This is a genomic window from Geofilum sp. OHC36d9, from assembly GCF_052400685.1.
In the GTDB taxonomy this organism is placed as follows: domain Bacteria; phylum Bacteroidota; class Bacteroidia; order Bacteroidales; family Marinilabiliaceae; genus CAZHHH01.
The window spans coordinates 513,863-536,982 of record NZ_JBQTGJ010000002.1 but is presented as its reverse complement, the minus strand read 5'-3'; the positions used below and the strand labels follow the sequence as shown (position 1 = coordinate 536,982).

The window sequence follows — 23,120 nt, the reverse complement described above, 5'->3', positions numbered from 1 at the left end:
CAAGGCTTGCGCCGCTCGAAAAATGTGAGTTTACTTTTCGTAAATGACCATTTTGAGAGCAAGCATAACGCAGAAGTCGGACTTTATAGACAAACACGATTGTAAATGAAGAACAGAACTAAATATCAACACAAATTCTAATGGTATGAAGAAAAATCTATTTTTGCTCGCAACAATGGGTCTCGCATTGTTTGCATGTAAAACCAAAGCACCTGAAAGAATTGACAGATTTGCTGTAATAGAGAGAAATAGCCCAATGATATCGCAATTTGATTCATTGAGTTCGTTATCTGTCGGAAACGGCAACTTTGCTTTTACGGTGGATGCTTCAGGTTTACAAACATTTCCTGAGGATTATAAAAATGGTGTTCCTCTGGGCACTCAGTCTCAATGGGGCTGGCACAGTTTTGCAAACCCCAATAATTATAAATTTGAGGAGACGCTTAAAACTTATGACTTTAGAGGCCATGATGAGGTTTATGCCGTTCAGTTTAAAGAGAAAGGGAGACCTCACGACGCCGCCAATTGGTATCGGGCCAATCCGCATCGTTTACATTTAGGGTATGTTGGTTTAGAGATTACGAAGAAAGACGGACAGGCTGCTGAACAAAAAGATTTTAAGGATATTCATCAGCAATTAAAATTGTGGGATGGTATTATTGAAAGTAATTATACCATTGAGGGGGACTCCGTTGTTGTGAAGACCGCCTGTGATCCGAAGCTGGATGAGATTAAAGCGGATATATCATCTCATCTTATTAATCAGGAACAATTAAAGATTAGTTTTAAATTTCCCTACCCAACAGGGAAACATACCGATTCTGCGACAGATTGGAATTCACCCGAAAAGCATAAAACGGAAATGGTTGAAAAGGGTGACGGTTATTGTGTGTTAAAGAGAACTCTGGATAAGAGTGTCTATTTTGTGAAGATTCAATGGGCTGGTAAAGCCGTTGTGGAAGAAATGGCACCTCATTATTTTATACTTAAACCAACCTCTGATCACTTTGCGTTTACTTGTGCTTTTACGGAACAAATGCCTCCGGCAAGTAAACCCGCAATGGATGATATTTTTGCTAATGCCTCTGATTATTGGCGCTCTTTTTGGCAGAAAGGGGGCGCAATTGATTTTTCCAAATGTACTGACAGCAGAGCTTTAGAGTTAGAGCGTCGTGTTATTTTATCGCAATATTTAATGGCTATTCAATGTGCGGGTGATATTCCGCCCCAGGAAACCGGCCTGACGTATAATAGTTGGTTTGGGAAATTCCATCTTGAAATGCATTGGTGGCATGCCGTTCAGTTTGCCTTGTGGAATCATATCGATTTGTTAGAGCGTAGTTTGGACTGGTATTCAAAAGCTTATCCTGTTGCAAAATCAATTGCCGAAAGGCAGGGGTTTGATGGTGTGAGATGGATGAAAATGACCGACCCTTCTGCTTTAGAGGCCCCTTCGTCAACAGGTTCTTTTTTAATTTGGCAACAACCTCATTTTATCTATATGGCCGAATTGGTGTATCGCGATCATCCTTCCGAGGAGGTTATTAAAAAATATGGGGCACTGGTTAATGCGACCGCTGAATTTATGGCTTCATTTGCAACCTACGATTTGCAGGATGGCCGATATGTGCTGAAAGGATTAATCCCTGCACAGGAAACATTAAGGGCTGCTGAAACTGTTAATCCGCCATTTGAATTGTCGTATTGGCATTATGCCATGGAAGTGGCACAACAATGGAGAGTCCGGGCCGGCGAAAAAAGAAGTGAACAATGGGACGAATTGATCGCAAAGCTGTCTCCTTTAGCCTCTAAAGATGGGTTATATCTTGCCGCAGAGGATGCTGTGGATACTTACCAGGATATCCGTTTTACCTCTGACCATCCTGCCGTTTTGGGTGCAATGGGTATGCTTCCTAAATGTAAATTGGTGAGAGTCGATTATATGAAAAATACCCTACATTGGGTTTGGGATAACTGGAACTGGGGAAAAACCTGGGGATGGGATTACCCAATGACGGCCATGTGCGCCGCTCGGTTGGGCGAACCGGATAAAGCTGTCGGGGCATTACTAATGGACAAACGAACCAATACCTATCTGGTTAATGGTCATAATTATCAGGATAGTCGCTTAAGGGTATACTTACCTGGTAATGGGGGCTTGCTAACAGCTGTTGCCATGATGTGTGCAGGTTGGGATGGCAATACCGTGGAAACTCCCGGATTTCCTAAAGACGGAACATGGAATGTGATGTGGGAAGATTTAAAAGTAATGCCTTAATTTACCGATTGTCCATAAAGTCGGGAGTTTGCTATAAAGTTCAGATTCAGGGCTTGCGCAGCTCGGGAAATATGTGTTTGCTGCTGTAAATGATTATTTTGAGAACAGGCGTAACGCAGAAGTTGAACTTTATAGACAAACTATAATAAATTGATTCTGGATGAAGATTTTAATATTTGGTGCTTGCAGAAAAACGCCTGTGCCCCACAAGGATGGCTTATTGCGGAGGCTTTTGAAAATTGAGAAACGTGTGTTTGCTGGTGTAAGTGACCATTTACCGGGTAAGCGTAACGCTGAAGTTGGGCTTTTCCTGCAAGCACTATTTATTTTTCTGTTTATTGGTTCTGTCAATGTCGCTGCGCAGCTGACGTCAATTAACAGTGAGCCTGTTGAACGAACATTACGTTACAAACCCGAGAATAACGGTTTTGTAATAATCAACGGAGATAAAAAATTTACCAGGGCTCTTTATGGCACAAATACCGCTTTTAGGCTTGAAACGAGTGATGTGCCTGAGTTTGGATTTTTTATGCCTGATATGGGTGGCAACCTTCAGTTCGGGATTGTGGCTAACCAGAAAAGTATTTGGCTTAACAAGGCTGATTTTATTAAATCAATTTATTATCCGGGAACACGGATTTATGAAATCAAAGATCCGGTTATTGGAGAAGGGACCATAAAACTGAAAGTTCTTGCTCTGGCTAATGCTGATGGAATGGTCATGCAGATTACAACGAGTAATTTGCCCGGGGGCATTGAGCTCTTTTGCATGTACGGGGGCGCCAGCAACAAGCGCTTTTCCCGAAATGGCGATTTAGGTGTCGATAAGCCCGATTGTTTTGATTTGCACACGGAGGCTTGCAAAGGAAATGCTTATACGATTGCGCAGAATCGTTTTGTGTTGAACTATGGTCAGAATACAAAACAGCCAAAAAGTATAGAGGGGATTTTCCCTGCTGGCTCGAAATTGAAAATTAGCTCTCCTTATAAATTAGATTCTCCTTTGCAGGTTTGGGCCTCGGAAGCTTTAAACGACATCCCTGTTTTAACGGCTAAAACAGTACTTAAAAGTAGTGGTGAATTATATCTTGCTTTTCAATTAAAAGGAGACGACGTATTTCATGAAAATAAGCTACAATCCTTATTTGATCGTGCTGAAGAAAAAAGAATTGAAATTGCGAATACGGTTAAAATTGAGACCCCCGATCAATATATTAATCCATTGGGAGGTGTTTTAAGTACGGCGGCTGATGCTATTTGGGATAGTTGTTGGATGCATGGGGCTATTGGCTGGCGGATGCCTTTAAATGGCTGGAGAGCCGCCTATACTGGCGATTGCCTCGGATGGCACGACCGTGCACGAATGCATTTTGATAATTATGCTGCATCACAGGTTACACAGGTTGAGCCTGTCATACCCCATCCTGCTCAGGATACGCTTAGGCATTTTGCCAGAGCAGCTAAAATATGGGGGACGCCAATGTACAGTAACGGGTATATCTGTCGTAACCCCGGACAAAATACAAAAATGCACCACTATGACATGAATCTATGTTATATTGATGAATTGTTATGGCATTTGAATTGGACAGGCGATTGGGATTATGCCAAAAAAATATGGCCGGTCATTGAACTTCATCTTAAATGGGAAAAAAGAAATTTCGATCCCGATGATGATGGATTGTACGATGCCTATGCCAGCATTTGGGCCAGCGATGCCTTGTACTATAATAGCGGTGCCGTGACTCATTCTTCTTCTTATAATTACAGAGCCAATAGGTTAGCCGCTCTTATTGCATCAAAAATTGGTGTGGATCCAAAACCTTATTCAGAGGAAGCTGAAAAAATTATTGCCGCAATCAATAGCAAATTATGGATGCCCGAAAAGGGGTGTTGGGCTGAATATATCGATTTTTTGGCACCCGGAAATATTCATCCCGATGCCGCAATATGGACCGTTTATCATGCGATAGATTCTGATGTCCCGGATATTTTTCAGGCTTATCAGGCCACCCGGTATATCGATACTGAAATTCCTCACATCCCCGTAATAGCGAAGGGGCTGAAGGATGATAATTATGAAACGATTTCTACAACCCATTGGTTCCCATATTCATGGTCTATTAATAATGTGGCTTTTGCCGAAGTGGCTCATACGGCATTGGCATATTGGCAATCCGGCAGATATGAGAAGGCCTTTAAACTTTTTAAAAGTTCGGTATTGGACGGGATGTATTTGGGTAGCAGTCCCGGAAATATTGGCCAAATAAGCTTCTATGATAAAGCAAGAGGCGAATGTTACCGCGATTTTGGCGATCCGGTTGGGATGTATTCACGCGCCATTGTTCAAGGATTATTTGGTATAAAACCCGATTTGTTGAATAATCGGTTAGTGATTCAACCTGGATTTCCTTCTCAATGGGATCATGCAAAGTTTGAAAATGCTGATATTACGTATCGGTTTAAGAGGGATAACGGCTCTTGCGTTTATACTATTATAAACAGACTCAAAGATAATATATCGGTTGACTTAATGATAAAGGCCGGGAAATCACGTGTTAAAGAGGTTCTTGTGAATGGTAAGAAGCATTCGTGGGCTTTGGTCGAAAGTGTTGGTGTGCCAATGATACGCATTACCTGCAATAAGTTGGATAGTGCTGATATTAACATTATTTGGGAAGGCGAACCCTTTTTGAAATCCGATTACGTCAGGCAAGGAGTGCCTGGAAACAGTTGGCAATTAAAATCTGTTGGTAAGATTTTAGAGATATATGATCCCCAAAATATTCTAACTGATGAATCCTTCTCAAATCACTCATTGTCGGGCCGTCTTAAGGGTGACGTTGGGCATCATACATTATTTGTTCAGTTGGAACAAGGTGATATGCGTTGGTGGGAACCAATTAATATTCAGTTAAAAGAACCATTCGAAGTCATTTACCCGGCCGAAGATGATCGGCTTAAATTTAAAATTAAGAATAATCAGAATGTTCCTTTTGTTGGCGCATTCATTCTTAACAAAGGGAGTTACCAATTAAAAAAATCAGTTGAGATACGGGGCAACGAAACAAGTGCATGGTTCGAGGTCCCTCATTCTGTCAGTCTCTTCGGAACCAATTCTTTAGAATTAATTGGTAAAGATGATAGCCTTATTTTCCGGACTAAGTTGATTAACTGGAATGTCATCAATAGGAAAGCCAGCTATACAATGGTTTCTTTAGACGCTTATTTTAATGCGTCGGTTACCGATATTTTTGATCAGGCGTATCTAACGCCCCGATCGCCATATACAACATTGCAAATTCCAACACAGGGAATAGGTGAGTGGTGTCATCCGATGCATACAGCCGTTATTGACGATGCCGGCTTCAGATCGGCGGTTAAAAATGAGGTGTATAATACGCCTTTTAAAATTCCTTTCAGAACAGTCGCCGATAGTACTAAGCCTAACATTGTTTTTACGACTCTTTGGGATAATTATCCGGATAAAGTTGAAATCCCTTTAACCGGAAATGCCGGACACGCCTATTTGTTGCTGGCAGGCAGTACAAATCATATGCAATGTCATATCCCCAATGGTAAAGTGAAAATCACTTATACCGATGGAACTGTTGACGCACTGGATTTGGTAAATCCCGATAATTGGTTGCCTGTAGAGCAGGATTTATATACTGATATGTACGCTTTTCAACTTAAACGACCAAACCCATTTCGGGTCGCGTTTAAAACAGGTAGTATTAGTCGCCATTTGGGCGAAGAACTCGGAATTGACAAAAATGAAGTGTATGGAAGAGAGATTGATGGTGGAGCTGGTATTTTAGTTGATTTACCTTTGAATCAGTTGAAAAATTTAAAATCCTTAAGTATCGAAAGTACAGCTAACGATGTAGTCGTTGGCTTAATGAGTTTAACACTGATGAAACGAGACCTGGAAATTGTTCCACACACACAAGAAGATGATTAATCCTGGCGAGTTCCATATGGCAATTGAGAAACAAATTATAATCATATGAAATTAAGGGAAAACAGAGTTGTATGTCGTGTGTAATTATTTTATGGAGACGGGTTTTTATCCGCTTCCGGAAGAATTGATCCTGAATATTAACAATAAAATCGAATAAGATATGAGAGCTGTATTGTTTGCTATATTATTTATGTTGGCGCCTTTTTTAAAGGCACAATCAACTGGTGTCCGGTTTGCTGATTCTGAAATGAAACGATTCCCGGAAGCCTGGCAATTGGATCATGGCAAAAGACTTTACTTTGGTTATTCACAAGGGTTAGGCTGTTTGGCCATGTTGAAAGTCTGGAAACATACAAATGATAATAAGTATCTCGATTATGTTGTAGAGTGGGCGGATTCATTGATTAATGAGCAGGGTGAAATATATAAGTATCAGGTTGAAGCATATAATATTGACTATATTAATTCGGGGAAGGTACTCTTCGATGTTTACAAGGTAACCGGTGACGAAAAGTATAAATTGGCAATGGATCGGTTAATTGATCAGTTGAAGCATCACCCCAGAACTCACGAAGGCGCTTTTTGGCATAAGTTAAGATATCAGCACCAGGTTTGGCTTGATGGATTGTATATGGGCGCTCCTTTTTATGCTCAATATGCCGTTACATTTAATCACCCTGAAATGTTAGACGATGCCATCAACCAATTTATGGTATGCGCTCGTCATACTTATGATGAAAAAACAGGTTTAAATTATCATGCCTGGGATGAAAGTAAAAATCAAAAATGGGCCAATAAAGTGACCGGTCAGTCCCCTAATTTCTGGGGCAGAAGTATGGGGTGGTGGTTTATGGCATTGGTTGATGTCATGGATTTTGTCCCTGAGAATCATCCTGAAAGAGATTCCTTAATTAGCATTATTAATGGTGTGGCCCGGGGTTTAGCCAAATATCAGGATAACACCGGGTTGTGGTATCAGGTTATTGATCAGGGTGATAGAGAGGGGAATTATCTTGAAGCTTCTGCGTCATCCATGTTCATGTACGCCTACGCAAAGGCTGTAAATAAGGGGTATATTCATAAACGGTATAAAAATGTGGCTCTTAAAGCTTATAAGGGACTGATGGATAACTTAATTGTGAAAAATGATGATGGTACCTTAACCCTTACCAGGTGCTGCGCTGTTGCAGGGTTAGGTGGCTCTCCCTATCGCGACGGCAGTTTTGAATATTATGTAAATGAACGGATTCGTAATAATGATGCGAAGGCTACAGGTCCCTTTATTATGGGATGTCTTGAGTTGGGAAAATAAGTGATGTTGTTTTTTTGAGGTAATTATGAATTTGAATTGAATGCCGAATGGGATATGTGCATTCAATCTAAATAGAGTCTGTCTATAAAGTCCAACTTCTGCGTTACGCTTGCTCTTAAAATGGTCATTTACGGGAGTAAACTCACATTTTTCGAGCTGCGCAAGCCTTGAATTTGAACTTTATAGCTCAAACTTCCGACTTTATGGACAGGCACTAAATAGTGCTTGTAAGAAAAGTACAACTTCGGCGTTATGCGCGGCTCCGAAATGATTTTTTACAGATGTAAATCATATTTTCCGGACTTCGTCAGCCTTGAATTTGAATTTTTCTCATCAGGTACTTGAGTTTTCTTGCTAACACTAAATTGGGCTTTTATGAATCGAGTATTAAAATATATTTGCGGGGGGATATTGCTTTGCGGTTTTGTCAATTGCAGTAATTTGCAAAAGGATGATTATAAATATGCCTATTTGTATGATGATCTTCCTTTTGAAATGGATGAGGTTTATGAACCGGTATTCCCTGATTTAAAATTAGATATTACTGAATTTGGGGGTGTTGGCGATGGTGAATTTAAAAATACGGTTGTATTTAAGGAAGCTATAAACGCCCTCGAACGCCAGGGGGGTGGCACGTTAAATGTTCCGCATGGCATTTGGCTTACAGGGCCCATCGTACTTAAAAGCAATATTAATTTGCATCTTGAAAAAGGCGCCTTGATATTGTTTAGTAGAGACTATGATGACTATCCTTTGGTCGAAACCATTTTTGAAGGATTGGACACGCGTCGGTGTCAGTCGCCTGTTTCTGGTCGGAATTTAAAAAATATTGCCATCACCGGGGAAGGATATATTGATGGATCCGGCGATTTTTGGCGGCCTGTTAAAAGACAAAAGGTGACAGAAAGTCAATGGGAAAAATTTTTAGCGCGAGGTGGTGTCTTCAAAAGGGAGGATTATTGGTTCCCTTCGGCCAAAGCTCTTAAAGGTGATACTATAAGTGATATGAATGTCCCTCGTAATCTTAAAACAGAAGAGGAATGGCTGTCGGTAAAAGATTTTTTACGCCCTGTGATGATCAGCCTTATTGAGTGCGAAAATGTGCTGCTGAGCGGCGTTTGTTTTTCTAATTCGCCGAGTTGGAACCTTCATCCTTTAATGTGTAAAAACCTGATTATTGATAATGTAAAAGTACGGAATCCTGATTTTGCTCAAAATGGAGATGGACTGGATTTAGAGTCTTGTGAAAATGCATTAGTCGTTAACAGTCACTTTGATGTGGGCGATGATGGGATTTGTATTAAATCAGGCAAGGATGAGGACGGTCGAAAAAGAGCGCGCCCTACCAAAAATGTGATCGTTGATAATTGTGTTGTGCATAGTGGTCATGGCGGTTTTGTGGTGGGCAGCGAAATGTCTGGGGGCGTTCAAAATATCAAGGTGAGTAATTGTGGCTTTTTAGGTACAGATGTCGGACTTCGTTTTAAAAGTAAAAGAGGACGTGGGGGAGTGGTTGAAAATATTTATGTATCAAATATTACGATGCAGGCTATTGCTACTGATGCTCTGTCTTTTAATTTATATTATGGCGGTCGTTCTGCTTCCGAAGAACTCCTCTCTGGCGATGGTCAAAATAATGAAGAAAGGGAGGTTGTGTCTGTGACGGATGAAACGCCGTGTTTCAGAAATCTTTTTTTTAAAGATATTGTCTCAAGCCAGTCCCGTAGATCAATGTATTTTAATGGCTTACCTGAAATGAAAATTCAGGGTATTCATCTCGAAAATATCAGTATGACATCAAGATTTGGTGCTGAGTTTTGTGAGTCTGCCAATATCACAATGAAAAAAATGAAGTTGTCTGTTGAGTCAGGGCCTGTGATTAAATTTGATAATGTTTTAGATGTTGAATTGTCGGATATTTCATACCCCGATTCTGTGAAAATAGCATTACAAATATCAGGTGGTGAATTAAGTGAAGTGAAAAATTATGAAGGTAGTTTCCCTAATGACAAAATTGAATTTAAATAGTATTTGTTAGAATTTGGGAAGTCTGAAAGTTACGAAGTCAATAAACACTTATTATCACCCGTCTCAAAAAATTATCTGTTTTTTGAGACGGGTGGTTTTTTAAAAGTTCAGTAAATCATCATATCCCATTTATCTTTCGTATTTGCAACATTCCGGCAGATTGCTGTAAACAGTCTCATCTGCGGTCATTTTATCTGTGTCGTAACCGGCTGCCGCAATTGCTGTGTGTATGTCGTCGATAGTTACTTTGTCGGGGTTGAATGACACTTCTATTTGTTTGGTTTCCATATTCCAATCGGCCGTATTTACGCCATCGAGGTTCGTGGTGGCTGTTTCGATGGTTGACTTGCACATCTCACAATTGCCGGACACCTCAAATGTTGTGTGTTTGAGGTTGGTTTGCATGGTGTGGCTTTCATATTTGGCGGCCGATGATTCTTCAGGATCTGGTTTCCCATGCATGTTCATACCGGCGTGGTCGGCTTGAGGGTCGCCAGTCATAGCGCCGTTAGTGTGGTTATGACTGTGGGGTGCCATGGTTTCTGGTGGATTCATCATACTTGTTTTGCCATGTAACTGCGCGGCCGCATCAATTTTAAACACGCCGTTTACCGCAATTTCCTCCCCTTCGTTCAAACCCTCTTTAACGATGTAAGCGTCGCCTGCTTCCGCTCCGAGGATAATCTCTCTGTATAAAAATGTGACGTCCTCCCGATTGGGGACTTTTACATAGACAACGGATTTTTTGCCCGTCCATAATACCGCCGTTTTTGGAATCAACAGCTCTTTACGGCCATTTGACAATGAAGGTTGAATTTGCCCGTTGACAAACATTTCGGGCTTTAGTTTCAGGTCGCTGTTGTCCACCTCTACCCGAACATTTGCAATTCTTGTTTTTGCATCCAGAAACGGATCGATATGTGAAATTTTACCTGAAAACACCTGACCAGGGATGGCTTCTACGGTAAATGTCACAACATCATTTTTACGAAGCCACGATAAGTCTTTTTCATAAGCTTCAAACATAACCCAAACCTTTTTGAGGTTGATGACCTGGAAAAGGGGCGTGCCTTCGTTTACATAGTCGCCGGTTGATACATGTCGTTGCGTCACCGTTCCTGTGATGGGCGATAACAGCTCAAAGTTGTATCCGGGTTCCCCTTTTGTTTCAATACCATCAATTTGAGACGCCGTTAAATTCCAAAGTTTTAATTTATTTCTGGAAGCCATGTAAAGCTCAGGGTTCGAATTTTTGTATGCCACGGATTCAATCAGTTCTTTTTGTGCTGTGACCAGATCCGGTGAATAAATGCTTGCCAGTTTTTCGCCTTTCGAAACCTCTTGTCCGGTAAAATTCACAAATAATGTTTCGATGCGTCCGCCAAAACGGGCCGATAACTCTGAGATATTTCTCTCGTCGGGTTTTATTTTGCCGAACAGCTGAATCTCTTTGTTGGGATATGCTTTTTGTACCGTTGACGTTTGAATCTGGGCCAGCTTAATGGCCGTTTCGCTCATTTGTATTTCGTTGGTGTTAATCCCGCTGTTGTTGGTTGTATTTGTTTCCAAAGGAATTAAATCCATGCCACAAATGGGACACTGGCCGGGCACTTCGCTTTTGATTTGCGGGTGCATCGAACAGGTCCATATTTCATGTGAGGATGCGTCGTCCTGACCGGCTGGCGTTTCGGTTGAAGGCGCCGACGATGAACCGGTGATCAGATAGCCGGCCAACAGGCCTGTTAAGGCAGCCGCGAAAACGATGATTAGCGTTGGTATTTTTTTATTTCTGATAGTTGTCATTTTCTGTTGGTTTTAAGATTGTTGTGTGCGTTGCTCTTCTGCGTGATTATCTGCCCATCAGATAGGTTATGAGCGCAAGGTTGGTGCCGACGTCGGCTTTGGCCTTTTCCAACGCCAGTTGGTGCGATAAAATCTGACGTTCCATTCGTAACAGTTCCGTAAAGTTTTTTCCTTCTGTAGTATATTCTGACTGTAATAGTCGCAGCGATTTTTCCGCAAGTTCCAATTGTTTGTTGTGCAGATCAATTCGTCGTTGCGAATCTGTATAACCGGCATAAGCTTTCTCGTAGATACTTTCAAGCGTTTTGATTTTACCGGTTTTCTGGTTTTGGGCTGCTTCGTGTAAAAACGAGGATTCCTTAATCATTGCCGTGTATTTTTTACGATAAATCGGGATGCTTATTCCAACCATCGGGAAGAGAATGGCATCTTTGCCTGATTCGCCGGAAGCCGGCATTGCGTTTGATGATTTTCCCACAAAGGTGTAGTCCATTCCAACTGAGAAATTTGGTTTGCCCATTTTTCTGGCCACTGTTTGCTGATATTTGTGAGATACCTGCCGGTAGTTAAGACTCAATATCTGGTGGTTGTTTTGCCTGATACTATCCAGAATTGCTTCTTTGTTAGCGATGAGTTGCAGCGGCTGAAGCTCTTCAGGAAGGTCAATATCCGCCGTTGTATCCACGTTCAACAGGTTGTTAAAGTCAACGATTTGTGTTTGTCGCTTATCAACCAGCTGTTGTAATTGGTTTTCAAGATCAAGTATTTCCATCTCTACAGCCAACTCATCAACGGCCGAAGCTTTTCCTGCTTCCATAACCACCAGCGCTAATTTTTTTAGGGTCTTAAGGAGCCGGATGTTGTTTTGTGTGACAGCAATGGCTTTGTTTGTATAATAAAGACTGTACCAGATTGATTTAACCTCGTAAAAGAGTTTTGATTTAGATTCTTCAAACAGTTCATATTTCGATTGAGCCATTTCAATGGCAACGTTTTCTTTGGCGGTGCGCATCCCAAACCAGGGAAACATCTGGGCGATGCTTACTTTGGCTTGTTGCGCTCCCACACGGGTTTCAACCGGTTGAATGAAATAACCAAATGCAACAGTCGGATCGGGCAAAGCCTTAACTTGTGGAATTTGCTCCAGAGCTGCCAGGTAGGCATTGAACTGTGCTTTTAAATCCGGATTGTTTTTAGCCGCCACCGCCAGGTAGTCGTCAATTTTTTGTTGGGCATGCAGCGCAATGTTTTGCACTGCCAATAGGCCCAATAGTATGATTATATATTTTCTCATCTGTCTGATTTTTAATAGTCTTACGGAACGCACCACCACAGTCATTTTTCTGTGTGAGAAAAGTTTTACCATGGTCGTTTTGTTACCAATTATTTCATGGTTGCTTTACGCCGGGTTTTTCTTTCCCTTTAGCTTATTTTCCTGCCACATGCTGTAAAGTACCGGAACAATAAACATTGTAAGCACTTCAATGGTCATTCCGCCAAATAAGGGAATTGCCATGGGCACCATAATGTCGGAGCCTTTACCGGTTGAAGTGAGAATGGGCAATAGTGCTATGATGGTAGTGGCAGTGGTCATGATTGCCGGTCTGACTCTTTTTGAGCCGGCTTGCAGGATGATGGCTCTCACCCCGGCAACCGAATTTGGCTTTTTCTTATTCATGAGTTGCCTGATGTAGGTACTTATAAGCACCCCATCGTCGGTGGCAACACCAAACAAGGCAATAAATCCCACCCAAACGGCCACACTTAAATGGATGGTTTTTACCTGGAATAGCTGGCGTAATTCAATGCCTCCTATGCTGCCCGACAAAAACCAGGGTTGCCCGTACAGCCAAAGCATCATAAAACCTCCCGAAAGTGCCACAATAATACCCGAAAAGATTAATGCCGTTGAGGTGACAGATTTGAATTGGAAATAGAGAATCAGAAAAATAAGAATTAATGATATTGGGATTACCAACAGCAATCGTTTCGTCGCGCGAATCTGATTTTCATAGTTTCCGGTGAAGACATAACTAACGCCTGCCGGTAGTCGAAGATCCCCGCTTTCAATTTGGGCATCAAGATATTGGATGGCGTTTTCAACCACATCAACCTCTGCAAATCTAGGTAATTTGTCAAAAATGACATAGCCCACTAAAAAGGTGTTTTCACTTTTGATCAATTGAGGGCCGCGAACGTAATTGATGGAGACTAATTCGCCCAACGGGATTTGTTGGCCCGAAGGGGTTGGTATCAGGATCTCTTTTAAAGCATCCGGATTGTCTCTGAATGCCCTGGCGTAACGCACCCTGACGGAATACCGCTCCCGTCCTTCAATGGTTGTTGTCAGCGGCATGCCGCCAACTGCCCCGTTTAATACACGCTGCAGACTGCTGATGCTTATTCCGTAGCGCGATATGGCATCCCTTTTAATATCCATTTCGAGGTAGGGTTTGCCTACTACCCGGTCGGCAAAAACAGAGGATGGTGATACTCCTTTTACATTTTTAAGCAACGCTTCGAGTTGGAGTCCTGTTTTTTCTATGGTCTCTAAATCGGGACCATAGATTTTAAGTCCCATGGGCGCTCGCATCCCTGTTTGTAACATAACCAGGCGTGTTGCTATAGGCTGTAATTTTGGAGCTGAGGTCAACCCCGGAATTTTTGCCTGGTCAATGATTTCCTGCCAGATATCATCCGGCGATGTTATTTCTTTGCGCCATTGCCGAAAATAGTTGCCGTTTCTATCGCTGATGAGGTTGTCTTTACCGATCAACCGGAAGGCTTCCTTTTGGGGGTTATAAGTGGTGCCGTCCTTTAATTCAAAGGCATTGTTGTGGTTAACTTTAAATCGCATCCGATGCCCCTTTTCGTCGAGGATGTATTCCGGCTTATAATTGATGATGTTTTCGAACATGGAGATTGGTGCGGGGTCGAGGGCTGAATTTACGCGTCCCCATTTGCCTACGATACTCTCAACTTCCGGAATGGAATTAATTCTCCTGTCCAGCAGCTGAATCACTTCGGTATTTTCAGCAACGCCTGAATGAGGCATGGTGGTGGGCATAAATAAAAAGGAGCCTTCGTTCAGCGCGGGCATAAACTCTTTCCCTATTCCGGGCATTGCTTTGCTTATGGATTTATAACCGTTGCTGTTTGTTATAAAATCCGGCATATATCCAAAAAGAGTATCGAAACCCTGCCAGACTGTGATGCCAGACAATAGAATTAAAATGGGAGTCAATAAGAATTTCCATTTATTGGCCAATGCCCATGTTAGTATTTTCTCATAAAAAAAGAGGACCAGCGACAAGGCGCCTAATACCGAACCTATGATTGCAATTACGAAAAGGTAATTGGTAAATAAGCTGTTTTGAGCGCCGAGCGGCAGCCATACCTTTGTTAAGAAATAAACAACAACAATTATTGTGATGGCGATATTGATGTAATTCATCCATCTTTTGTGTGGTTCTTTCCATCTGTCGTGGAAAAAGGCATTGGCGCCATAGGCCGTTAATGCCAGGGCAATGTAATAACCACTTGCAATGGCAATAACGATTCCGGCTGCTGCTGTAATGGCTCCTGCAATTTTTTTGTAGGTCTCGGTTTTGAATCTGATGGAGAGCATCAGGTGCGACAGTGTCGGTATTATAACTAGTCCAACCAGCAAAGCTGCAAGCATGGTGAAGGTTTTGGTATATGCCAGCGGTCTGAACAGTTTTCCTTCTTCTGCCTGCATGGCAAAAACCGGCAGGAAGCTTATGATTGTCGTTGCCAGGGCCGTTATTACCGGCGTTGCCACTTCGGTTGTTGCGGTATATACCACCTGTACCAGTTGCTTGCCTTTGGCGCCAATGTTTTCAGGCAATTCGGAATGTCGGATGATGCTTTCGGTAAAAACTATGCCAACATCAACCATCACGCCAATGGCTATTGCGATGCCCGAAAGGGCGACAATATTTGCATCAACCCCAAACTGACGCATCAAAATGAAGGTGATTAGAACTCCGATGGGTAACAGGCTTGAAATTAAAAATGAGGCACGAAGATTAAAGACAAGAACAATTACGACCAGAATGCTGATGAGCAGCTCCAGACTAATGGCTTCTTCCAGGGTGCCCAACGTTTCTTTTATCAGCCCGGTGCGGTCGTAAAACGGAACAATGGTCACTTTTGACACCGACCCGTCGGCCAGGGTTTTGGATGGCAATCCGGCTTCAATTTCCGCAATTTTAGTTTTTAAATTATCGATGGTTTGCAAAGGATTGGCCCCGTATCGCGCTACCACAACGCCACCTACGGCTTCGGAACCGCCTTTGTCAAGGCCACCTCTGCGGCCGGCCGGACCCAAATGTATGTGGGCAACGTCTTTTAATCGAACCGGAACATTATCATGCACGGACACAACACTTTGCCCGAGATCTTCAATGTTTTTGACAGATCCGATGGCTCTGATCAGGTATTCGGCACGGTTATATTCAATGGTTCTCGCACCAATATCGAGATTGCTGTTTTTAACGGCCCACATAATCTGAGCTACATTTACGCCATATGCTTTCATGGCGTTGGGGTCTATGTCAACCTGGTATTCCTTAACAAATCCACCTATCGAGGCAACTTCCGACACGCCTTTGGCAGCCGTCAGGACATATTTCACATAAAAATCCTGGATGGAACGAAGCTCCTGCGGATCCCACCCTCCCGCCGGATTACCGTGTTCATCTCTGCCTTCGAGCGTGTACCAGTATATTTGTCCCAGAGCTGTGGCATCGGGCCCCAAAGAGGGGGTGACGCCATCCGGTAATGTGCCGGAGGGCAGCGAATTTAATTTTTCTAAAATGCGGGTGCGACTCCAGTAAAAATCGATGTCATCTTCAAAAATGATATAGATGCTTGATACGCCAAAAATGGAATGACTGCGTATTGTTTTAACGCCTGCGATGCCCAGAAGCGACGTTGTTAAAGGATAGGTGATCTGGTCGTCGATGTCCTGCGGCGAATGACCGTCCCATTGGGTATATACTATTTGTTGGTTTTCACCAAGGTCGGGAATGGCGTCTACAGGAACCGGGTCGGAAGGCAGGAGCCCTGTTTCCCAGGCGAAAGGTGAATTGATAACGCCCCAGCCTATTAAAACAATTAATACCAATAGGGTGACTAATCGGTTTTCAAGACATAGTTTGATGATTCGATTCAACATATCTTATGGTTTTGACATTTGTTAGTTTCTTAAAATAGCGGTGAAAGAGTGGCCATAGGCTCAAAGTCTGAGGTCTGGACCGGCTAATCAGAGGCCGGCAATAAAGTCGGGAGCCAGAGCCGGAGAGTTCACAATCATGGCTTGCATAGGCCGGAAAACAGGGGTGTACTGCCGTAAATGGCCATATTGAGCGTAAGCATGACACAGACGTTGAGCTTTCTGAGTCAGAATGCTAACAAAGATAGGTCTGTAACAATGAACGGCAGGTCTGTCGTTCGGGCGGCGGAAATTTATAGTAGAAAACTGTCTCAGTCTTATTTTCCGTGGCAGGCCGTTGTGTGCCGATGAAAGAGACGATCGGGAAAAGAACGTTTAATACGGCAATCCGTTGGTTGTTTATTTCAACGGCCATAATATAATCGTCTTTAACCTCAAAATGGCACGTTTTATTTTCGCAACAGCCATCTTTTGTGTCACAACACGATTTTGCTTCCATATTAATGGACGCCGAAATCAATTCTTCGCCACAGTAGTGCTTAGAAATGGTTATCCCGGTGGTTGATGCCATCAGGAGTAACGCTAATATAATATGTAGTGCCTGGCCCAATACGCCGCTGACAGATACGAAAGCTCCGGTTTTGAAACTTTCGTACGTCAAAAATTTGTTTTTTATCGGTCGTATGGAGCTCATAGATCCAATTCTTATTGGTATTTGCGTTTTTTAGTAAGCAGGTTCGTTTCGCAGTTCAAAAAATGAGGGCTCACCTTTGTCCTGTCTGCAAAAAGAATATTTTCATGCTGACTCTGTATCTTGGTTTTCGGTGCATTGCGGGTGTTATAAGTTTACCCCCTTGTTTGAATAAGGGGGTAAATATTTATTTTACCGGTTTATATCCCAGCGACTCAATGGTTTTGAGCGTGGTATCCATATCAATGTTGTCGCCTTCAATTAAAACCGTTTTGTCGTTTAAATTGACCTTCGCGCTTTTAATAAAGCCTAATTTCTCGAGATTCGATTCTACATTTGTTTTGCAATGATTGCAAGTCATGCCTTCTACTTTTATCGTTTGAAATTCCATGTTATTATTGTGTTTAATTTGTGATATCTCTTTTGTGGCGCTTCTTTTTCTTTGAATATAACCATTAATGATCAGCGCCATAAGTAAAATGGCCGACCCTATTTGCCACCAGGTCATTGTTTGTCCGTGGTTATGGGCAAGATGCTCGTTGGCTACCCGGGTAAACCACTCTACCGGCATTGCATAGTCAATCAGTAAACCAAATGCCAATGCGCCAACGATAATCGTGGCCAGATAGGAAAATAAGCTTTTTTTACCCAGCACTTTGCCAATCATAGTAATGGTGGCTACGTTGGTAGCCGGCCCGGCCATTAATAGAACAAACGCAGCGCCGGGGCTGATTCCCTTGAGTAAAAGAATGGCGGCCAGCGGAATGGAGCCTGTTGCACAGATGTATAAAGGAATCGACACCACTAATATCAACAGCATTTGAAGGATGGGCGATAGTTGCAATACATTAAAAAAGTTATCGGGGATGAGGACCGATATGATGGCGGCCAACACCAATCCAATGACCAGCCATTTGGAAATGTCCTGGATAAAGTCCACAAAGCCATATCTGAACACCGCCTTAACACGTTGCATAAAACTTTTTCTATCTGTTTCGTCGTCTTGAAATGGTGTTTCCGTTATTTCCGCACGTGTAATACGACTCGTTATCAGTCCCCCGGTAATACCTGTAATCAATGCGGCCAGAGGACGTATAATTGCGAACGGTAATCCCAACAACGAAAAGGTGGCAAGGATTGAGTCTACACCTGTTTGAGGCGTAGAAATTAAAAATGAGACCGTGCCTCCTTTTGATGCCCCGTTTTTATACAGTGCCGCACCTGTGGGTATCACACCACATGAGCACAGCGGTAAAGGAACGCCAAAGATGGCGGCTAAAACTGACGATTTCAGGGGCTTGCCACTAAAATATTTTTCGATTTTCCGACGGGGCATGAAAGCATATAACATGCCGGCAAAGAAAAATCCCAGTAACAGGAACGGAGCCATTTCACTCAGGATGGTTGCAAAATCACTAAAAAATTTTTGTATATAATCCATGATGTCCATTGCGTTTATTTTTATCATACAAAATAAACCAAAAAGCAGCTTTTACCTGTTACATTATTTTGGATAAGGCTTATATTATTTTTGGATTATCAGAGCGTCTGTCTATAAAGTAAGGCGTTTGAACGATATTGTTCCGATTCAAGACTTAGGTTATTGATTGATTTGATGAATTGTCCGACCTCTTTGAGGTCGTAGGTTTGTAGCCAATGATTGGCAACCTACCTCAGGACTCCGATGGAGTCCAATAATTATGCGCACAGAATATAGAAGACACTCCACCTGGTTTTATTATACGTGTCGGGCATACCTTGTTCATTATTAAACATTCAAGGCCGTTTGGTGCAGTTAGAAGCTTATTCTCAGACTTAGAAGGATGTCTGGCACACTTAGAAGAACATTCTCAGACTTAGAAGCTTATCTGGCACAGTTAGAAGGTTATCTGGCACAGTTAGAAGGTTATCTGGCACAGTTAGAAGGTTATCTGGCACAGTTAGAAGAGTATCTGGCATAGTTAGAAGGAAATCTGGCACACTTAGAAGAACATTCTCAGACTTAGAAGCTTATCTGGCACAGTTAGAAGGATATCTGGCACAGTTAGAAGGATATCTGGCACAGTTAGAAGTGTATCTGGCACAGTTAGAAGTTCATCTGGCATACTTAGAATCTGTCCATAAACTAAGAGTTTGAAATATATAGTTCAAATACAAGGCTTGCGAAGTCATAAAAATCAAGGCGTTTGCTTTTCGTAAATGACTATTTCTATGGCAAGCATAACTAAGTCGCAGACTTTATAGACAAACACGATTTAAACCTGATCCAATGGTTTACGTTTATTGTCTTTTAGTTTTTTAAAGTGGGAAGGAGCTAAGCCCGTAATTTTTTTAAATTGATTTGAAAGATGTTGAACGCTGCTATAGCCGAGTTTGTAGGCAATTTCGCTAAGCGTTAATTCGTTGTAGACTAATAGTTCTTTTGCCTTTTCAATTTTTTGATGAATGATATATTTCTCAATGGTGACCCCTTCTACTGACGAAAACAGGTGGCTTAGGTAAGAATAGTCGTAACCAATTTTTTTTGCAATGTAGTCCGAACTAATGACGCATTCCTGTAAATCTGTTGTGTAATGGATCTTTTCAATAATCAATGTTTTAATTTTTTCAATCAGTTGGCTCTTTTTGTCGTCAATGAGTTCAAAGCCATTTTCTTTCAGCATCTCCCTGATCTGTTCTATTTGTACTTCATCGGGCGCCGAAGAAATGCGCACCTCGCCTAATTCAATTGCTTCAACGTTGAGGTTGAGTTTTGTAAATTCATCTCTTACAACTTTCAGGCAGCGGTTGCAGACCATGTTTTTTATGTGGAGTGTTGTGTTTGTCATTCTGTTATAACAAAAAATTAATTGACAGGTTTATTTATAAAGGTAATTTATTCAAATAGGAGAGTCATCATTGGAAATCAATTTCTGATATGATCGGTCGTCCGTTGTTCATATTTTAGATAAACCGTCTGTTTTGGAATTTAATTGCGACTTTTAAATGATTATCTTTGTCGCCATTATGGCCGTTTTTTGTTTATTTGGCAAATCAGATGGCTATATGTTCGGAATGAGGTGCGTTTTTCTATTTATTGAAATTGAGCCCTCATTTTATTTTAGATGTTAATGTGATGTCATTCAATAAGCTAATCAAGATGGTTTTATTATTCGCTCTAAATGGAACGAAAAATCTTAATTACGTTAACAATTTTTTAGAATTGGGTACGTTTTCATCTTTATAAAACGGATGGAACTGGACTTGAACGCGCAACGTAGGTCGCAAGATCGCATCCGTGGTTTGACGACTGATTTGCGGGTAATACCTGTGGGTGAGGCGGCGAAAGCGTGATTGGAAATGTTGGCGTATCTTGTTTTGTGTTCTGATTTATAGCTTAATAGATGTGGTTTTTTAGGTAAAACAACAAACGATATATGATAAAGAAGATTTTTGTGGCAGTTGTGATCAGTTGCCTTACTTTGGTGAGCATAGCGCAGACTATTAATCCGGCATCGGTGGATGTGTCGGCTTTGAGTGATAGTCAAATTCAACAGATTATCAGTGAAATGCAAAAGCGGGGGATGACCGAAGAGCAGGCATTGGCTTTGGCCCGGGCAAAGGGGGTGAGCGAGGAGCAAATTAGTATGTTGCGCGAACGTCTTTTATCGGTTACGGCCGACGGTTCCATATCGCGTAGTTCTGATACAGGGCTGGATCTCGATAATGGGATGTCATCCGATTTTTTGTTTGGTTCGCAAAACGAGTTTTCTGAGAAGCCATTTTTCATGACAACACCGGAAGAAGAATCTCTTTTTGGTTTTCGCTTGTTTAATAGTGAGAATCTGACATTTGAGCCCAATGCGACAAATGCCATAACTGATGACTATATCATTGGCGTTGGGGATGAGTTTCGTGTCGATATTTATGGCGCCTCACAACAAAGTTATGTTGCTATTGTAGATAAAACAGGGCAGATTTCTATCCCAAATATTGGTCCTATAGCAGTTGGCAGTCGTTCTTTTAGGGATGCAAAAAAAATATTGCGGGAAAAGTTGGCGCTTATCTATCGTGATTTGGTGGCTGCTGTGCCCGAAACGTTTGTTAATATTCATTTAGGGGCCATACAGCCTATCACGGTTAATGTTATTGGGGAAGTTTTTGCTCCTGGTACTTACACATTGCCTGGCAATGCCACGGCTTTTAATGCTTTGTATTTATCAGGCGGGCCCAATATCAGGGGCTCTTTTCGGGATATTCGTATTATCCGCAACAGTAAGATTGTTCACCGTTTAGATGTGTATGATTATTTGATTAATGGCAACGGGGCTGTTAATGTGCCGCTTAATGACGGAGATGTCGTAATGGTTCCAACTTACCATCAACGTGTCAGGGTAGGTGGTGAACTTATCAGAACCGGAATTTTTGAAACAGAAGGAACTGAAACCATTAAGCAGCTTATTGATTTTGCCGGCGGGTTTAATGAAAAGGCGTTTCGCGAGCGTGTGGAGCTGCATCGAAATAACGGACGCCAGCTGGAAGTGAAGGATGTTGCGGCGGATACCTTTGAGATGGTTACGCTACAAAATGGCGATAGCATTTATGTGGGGAAAGTTTTGGATCGGTTTGTCAACCGTGTGCGTATAGAGGGAGCTGTATTCCGTCCGGGAACCTATGAGCTGACCAAGGGCCTGAAGTTGAGTGAGCTGATTGCCCGTGCTGATGGGTTGCGTGAAGATGCCTTTATGGAACGTGGCGTGGTATCCCGTTTGAAGGAAGATTTGAGTCCCGTTTCGGTTGCGTTTAGCGTTACCGATGTGGTGAATGGCAATAGTGATATGCTGCTTTCACGTGAAGATGTGGTAACGATTCGTTCCATTGACGAGATGCGTGAAAAGCGCGTGGTGCATATTCGTGGTGAAGTTCAAACTCCCGGAGTATTTGATTATATGGAGGAAATGAGTCTTGGCGATTTAATCATGATGGCCGGAGGATTTAAAGAGGTCGCTTCAGAGAGCTATATTGAGGTGACCAGGAGATTAAGTTATGAAGAAGCTGAAAAAACAGCAGCTACAGTGGCGCAGTTGTTTCAGTTTTCCATTCCCCGTAATTTGTCCTTAAAGAACAAAGATGCGGCGTTTGAACTTATGCCATTTGATGAAGTCTATGTGCGCATGGCACCAGGTGCAATTAAAGAAGGGTCTATTCGCATCAGTGGAGAGGTAATGCATGCCGGCGAATATGCGCTGGTAAAGAAAAATGAGCGTTTGTCTGATTTGATTAATCGCAGTGGCGGTTTTACAGCCGAAGCTTATTTGCCCGGAGCCATGTTAACTCGCCCCATTGTACTGACAGCCAAAGAACGTCGTTTGCGTGAATTCGCGAAGTCGAAGAATGAAGGATTGGAGACGCCTCAGATGGAATTTGAAGTAGTAGGGGTCGATTTGGCCCGGGCGATCAAACAGCCCGGAGGCCGTGATGATATTTATCTGCGCGATGGCGATGAATTGGTCGTCCCGCGTCGAAGTCAGACCATTCAGGTTGGTGGCGGCGTCTTGAATCCACTTAGTATGCCTTATATTGAGGGGCGTGGGGTGAAGTATTATGTTAAAAGTAGTGGGGGCTTCGCCCTTCGTGCTAAGCGTAATCGTGTGTATGTGGTATATCCAAATGGGAGTGCCGGAGCAACCAGTTCTTTCCTGGGATTACGATCCTATCCCCGTGTGCTGCCGGGTAGCGAAATTGTTGTGCCACAAAAGCCGGAGAAAGATATGCCAGTAAGCGCATGGATTGCCATTGGAAGCGGTATATCAACCATCGCATTGACGTTGGCTACGTTAATAAATTTATTGAATTAGTTTCGTCGTC

At 42.3% G+C, this 23,120-nt stretch carries 12 protein-coding genes; 6 read left to right on the top strand and 6 right to left on the bottom strand.

What is annotated here, in order from left to right; genetic code table 11:
- Positions 1-145 precede the first annotated feature (145 nt).
- The 4 genes from ACT3CD_RS04850 (at position 146) to ACT3CD_RS04835 (ending at position 9,582) form a co-directional block, all read left to right on the top strand.
- The gene (locus ACT3CD_RS04850) at positions 146-2,278 is read left to right on the top strand and encodes a hypothetical protein (RefSeq protein WP_444643459.1); all 2,133 of its coding nucleotides are present in this window, start codon (positions 146-148) and stop codon (positions 2,276-2,278) included.
- A gap of 160 nt (positions 2,279-2,438) precedes the next feature.
- Entirely contained in the window at positions 2,439-6,242 is a 3,804-nt protein-coding gene (locus ACT3CD_RS04845; protein ID WP_444643457.1) for a DUF4450 domain-containing protein, read from the top strand.
- Positions 6,243-6,402: 160 nt separating this feature from the next.
- Positions 6,403-7,554, top strand: coding sequence for a glycoside hydrolase family 88/105 protein (locus ACT3CD_RS04840; protein ID WP_444643455.1), 1,152 nt, complete (start codon positions 6,403-6,405; stop codon positions 7,552-7,554).
- Between the two features lie 375 nt (positions 7,555-7,929).
- Complete coding sequence (locus tag ACT3CD_RS04835; RefSeq protein WP_444643453.1) at positions 7,930-9,582, top strand: glycoside hydrolase family 28 protein; 1,653 nt, start codon at positions 7,930-7,932, stop codon at positions 9,580-9,582.
- A 129-nt stretch (positions 9,583-9,711) separates the two neighbouring features.
- Here the strand turns inward: ACT3CD_RS04835 and ACT3CD_RS04830 are convergent, their stop codons facing one another.
- From ACT3CD_RS04830 to ACT3CD_RS04810, 5 genes are all read right to left on the bottom strand, one after another.
- Positions 9,712-11,385 carry an efflux RND transporter periplasmic adaptor subunit gene (locus ACT3CD_RS04830; protein ID WP_444643451.1) on the bottom strand — a complete coding sequence of 558 codons (1,674 nt, stop codon included), beginning with the start codon at positions 11,383-11,385 and terminating at the stop codon, positions 9,712-9,714.
- Between the two features lie 46 nt (positions 11,386-11,431).
- Positions 11,432-12,679 (bottom strand): TolC family protein, encoded by a 1,248-nt coding sequence (locus ACT3CD_RS04825; RefSeq protein ID WP_444643449.1) that lies wholly within the window; start codon positions 12,677-12,679, stop codon positions 11,432-11,434.
- A gap of 105 nt (positions 12,680-12,784) precedes the next feature.
- Positions 12,785-16,585, bottom strand: a complete 3,801-nt coding sequence (locus ACT3CD_RS04820) for an efflux RND transporter permease subunit (protein WP_444643448.1) — start codon at positions 16,583-16,585, stop codon at positions 12,785-12,787.
- Between the two features lie 232 nt (positions 16,586-16,817).
- Positions 16,818-17,243 carry an HYC_CC_PP family protein gene (locus tag ACT3CD_RS04815; RefSeq protein ID WP_444643446.1) on the bottom strand — a complete coding sequence of 142 codons (426 nt, stop codon included), beginning with the start codon at positions 17,241-17,243 and terminating at the stop codon, positions 16,818-16,820.
- A gap of 217 nt (positions 17,244-17,460) precedes the next feature.
- Entirely contained in the window at positions 17,461-18,723 is a 1,263-nt protein-coding gene (locus tag ACT3CD_RS04810) for a permease (RefSeq protein ID WP_444643444.1), read from the bottom strand.
- A 373-nt stretch (positions 18,724-19,096) separates the two neighbouring features.
- Between ACT3CD_RS04810 and ACT3CD_RS04805 the strand changes: the two genes are divergently transcribed.
- Positions 19,097-19,234, top strand: coding sequence for a hypothetical protein (locus ACT3CD_RS04805; RefSeq protein ID WP_444643442.1), 138 nt, complete (start codon positions 19,097-19,099; stop codon positions 19,232-19,234).
- A 294-nt stretch (positions 19,235-19,528) separates the two neighbouring features.
- Here the strand turns inward: ACT3CD_RS04805 and ACT3CD_RS04800 are convergent, their stop codons facing one another.
- The gene (locus ACT3CD_RS04800; RefSeq protein WP_444643440.1) at positions 19,529-20,101 is read right to left on the bottom strand and encodes an AraC family transcriptional regulator; all 573 of its coding nucleotides are present in this window, start codon (positions 20,099-20,101) and stop codon (positions 19,529-19,531) included.
- Positions 20,102-20,689: 588 nt separating this feature from the next.
- Between ACT3CD_RS04800 and ACT3CD_RS04795 the strand changes: the two genes are divergently transcribed.
- Positions 20,690-23,110 (top strand): SLBB domain-containing protein, encoded by a 2,421-nt coding sequence (locus ACT3CD_RS04795; RefSeq protein ID WP_444643438.1) that lies wholly within the window; start codon positions 20,690-20,692, stop codon positions 23,108-23,110.
- Positions 23,111-23,120 lie beyond the last annotated feature (10 nt).

What these genes read in the sequence shown, in the direction of transcription:
- ACT3CD_RS04850 (WP_444643459.1), top strand. Translation starts at nt 146, where the DNA reads ATGAAGAAAAATCTATTTTTGCTCGCAACAATGGGTCTCGCATTGTTT.
- ACT3CD_RS04845 (WP_444643457.1), top strand. Translation starts at nt 2,439, where the DNA reads ATGAAGATTTTAATATTTGGTGCTTGCAGAAAAACGCCTGTGCCCCAC.
- ACT3CD_RS04840 (WP_444643455.1), top strand. Translation starts at nt 6,403, where the DNA reads ATGAGAGCTGTATTGTTTGCTATATTATTTATGTTGGCGCCTTTTTTA.
- ACT3CD_RS04835 (WP_444643453.1), top strand. Translation starts at nt 7,930, where the DNA reads ATGAATCGAGTATTAAAATATATTTGCGGGGGGATATTGCTTTGCGGT.
- ACT3CD_RS04830 (WP_444643451.1), bottom strand. Translation starts at nt 11,385, where the DNA reads ATGACAACTATCAGAAATAAAAAAATACCAACGCTAATCATCGTTTTC.
- ACT3CD_RS04825 (WP_444643449.1), bottom strand. Translation starts at nt 12,679, where the DNA reads ATGAGAAAATATATAATCATACTATTGGGCCTATTGGCAGTGCAAAAC.
- ACT3CD_RS04820 (WP_444643448.1), bottom strand. Translation starts at nt 16,585, where the DNA reads ATGTTGAATCGAATCATCAAACTATGTCTTGAAAACCGATTAGTCACC.
- ACT3CD_RS04810 (WP_444643444.1), bottom strand. Translation starts at nt 18,723, where the DNA reads ATGGACATCATGGATTATATACAAAAATTTTTTAGTGATTTTGCAACC.
- ACT3CD_RS04805 (WP_444643442.1), top strand. Translation starts at nt 19,097, where the DNA reads ATGTCTGGCACACTTAGAAGAACATTCTCAGACTTAGAAGCTTATCTG.
- ACT3CD_RS04800 (WP_444643440.1), bottom strand. Translation starts at nt 20,101, where the DNA reads ATGACAAACACAACACTCCACATAAAAAACATGGTCTGCAACCGCTGC.
- ACT3CD_RS04795 (WP_444643438.1), top strand. Translation starts at nt 20,690, where the DNA reads ATGATAAAGAAGATTTTTGTGGCAGTTGTGATCAGTTGCCTTACTTTG.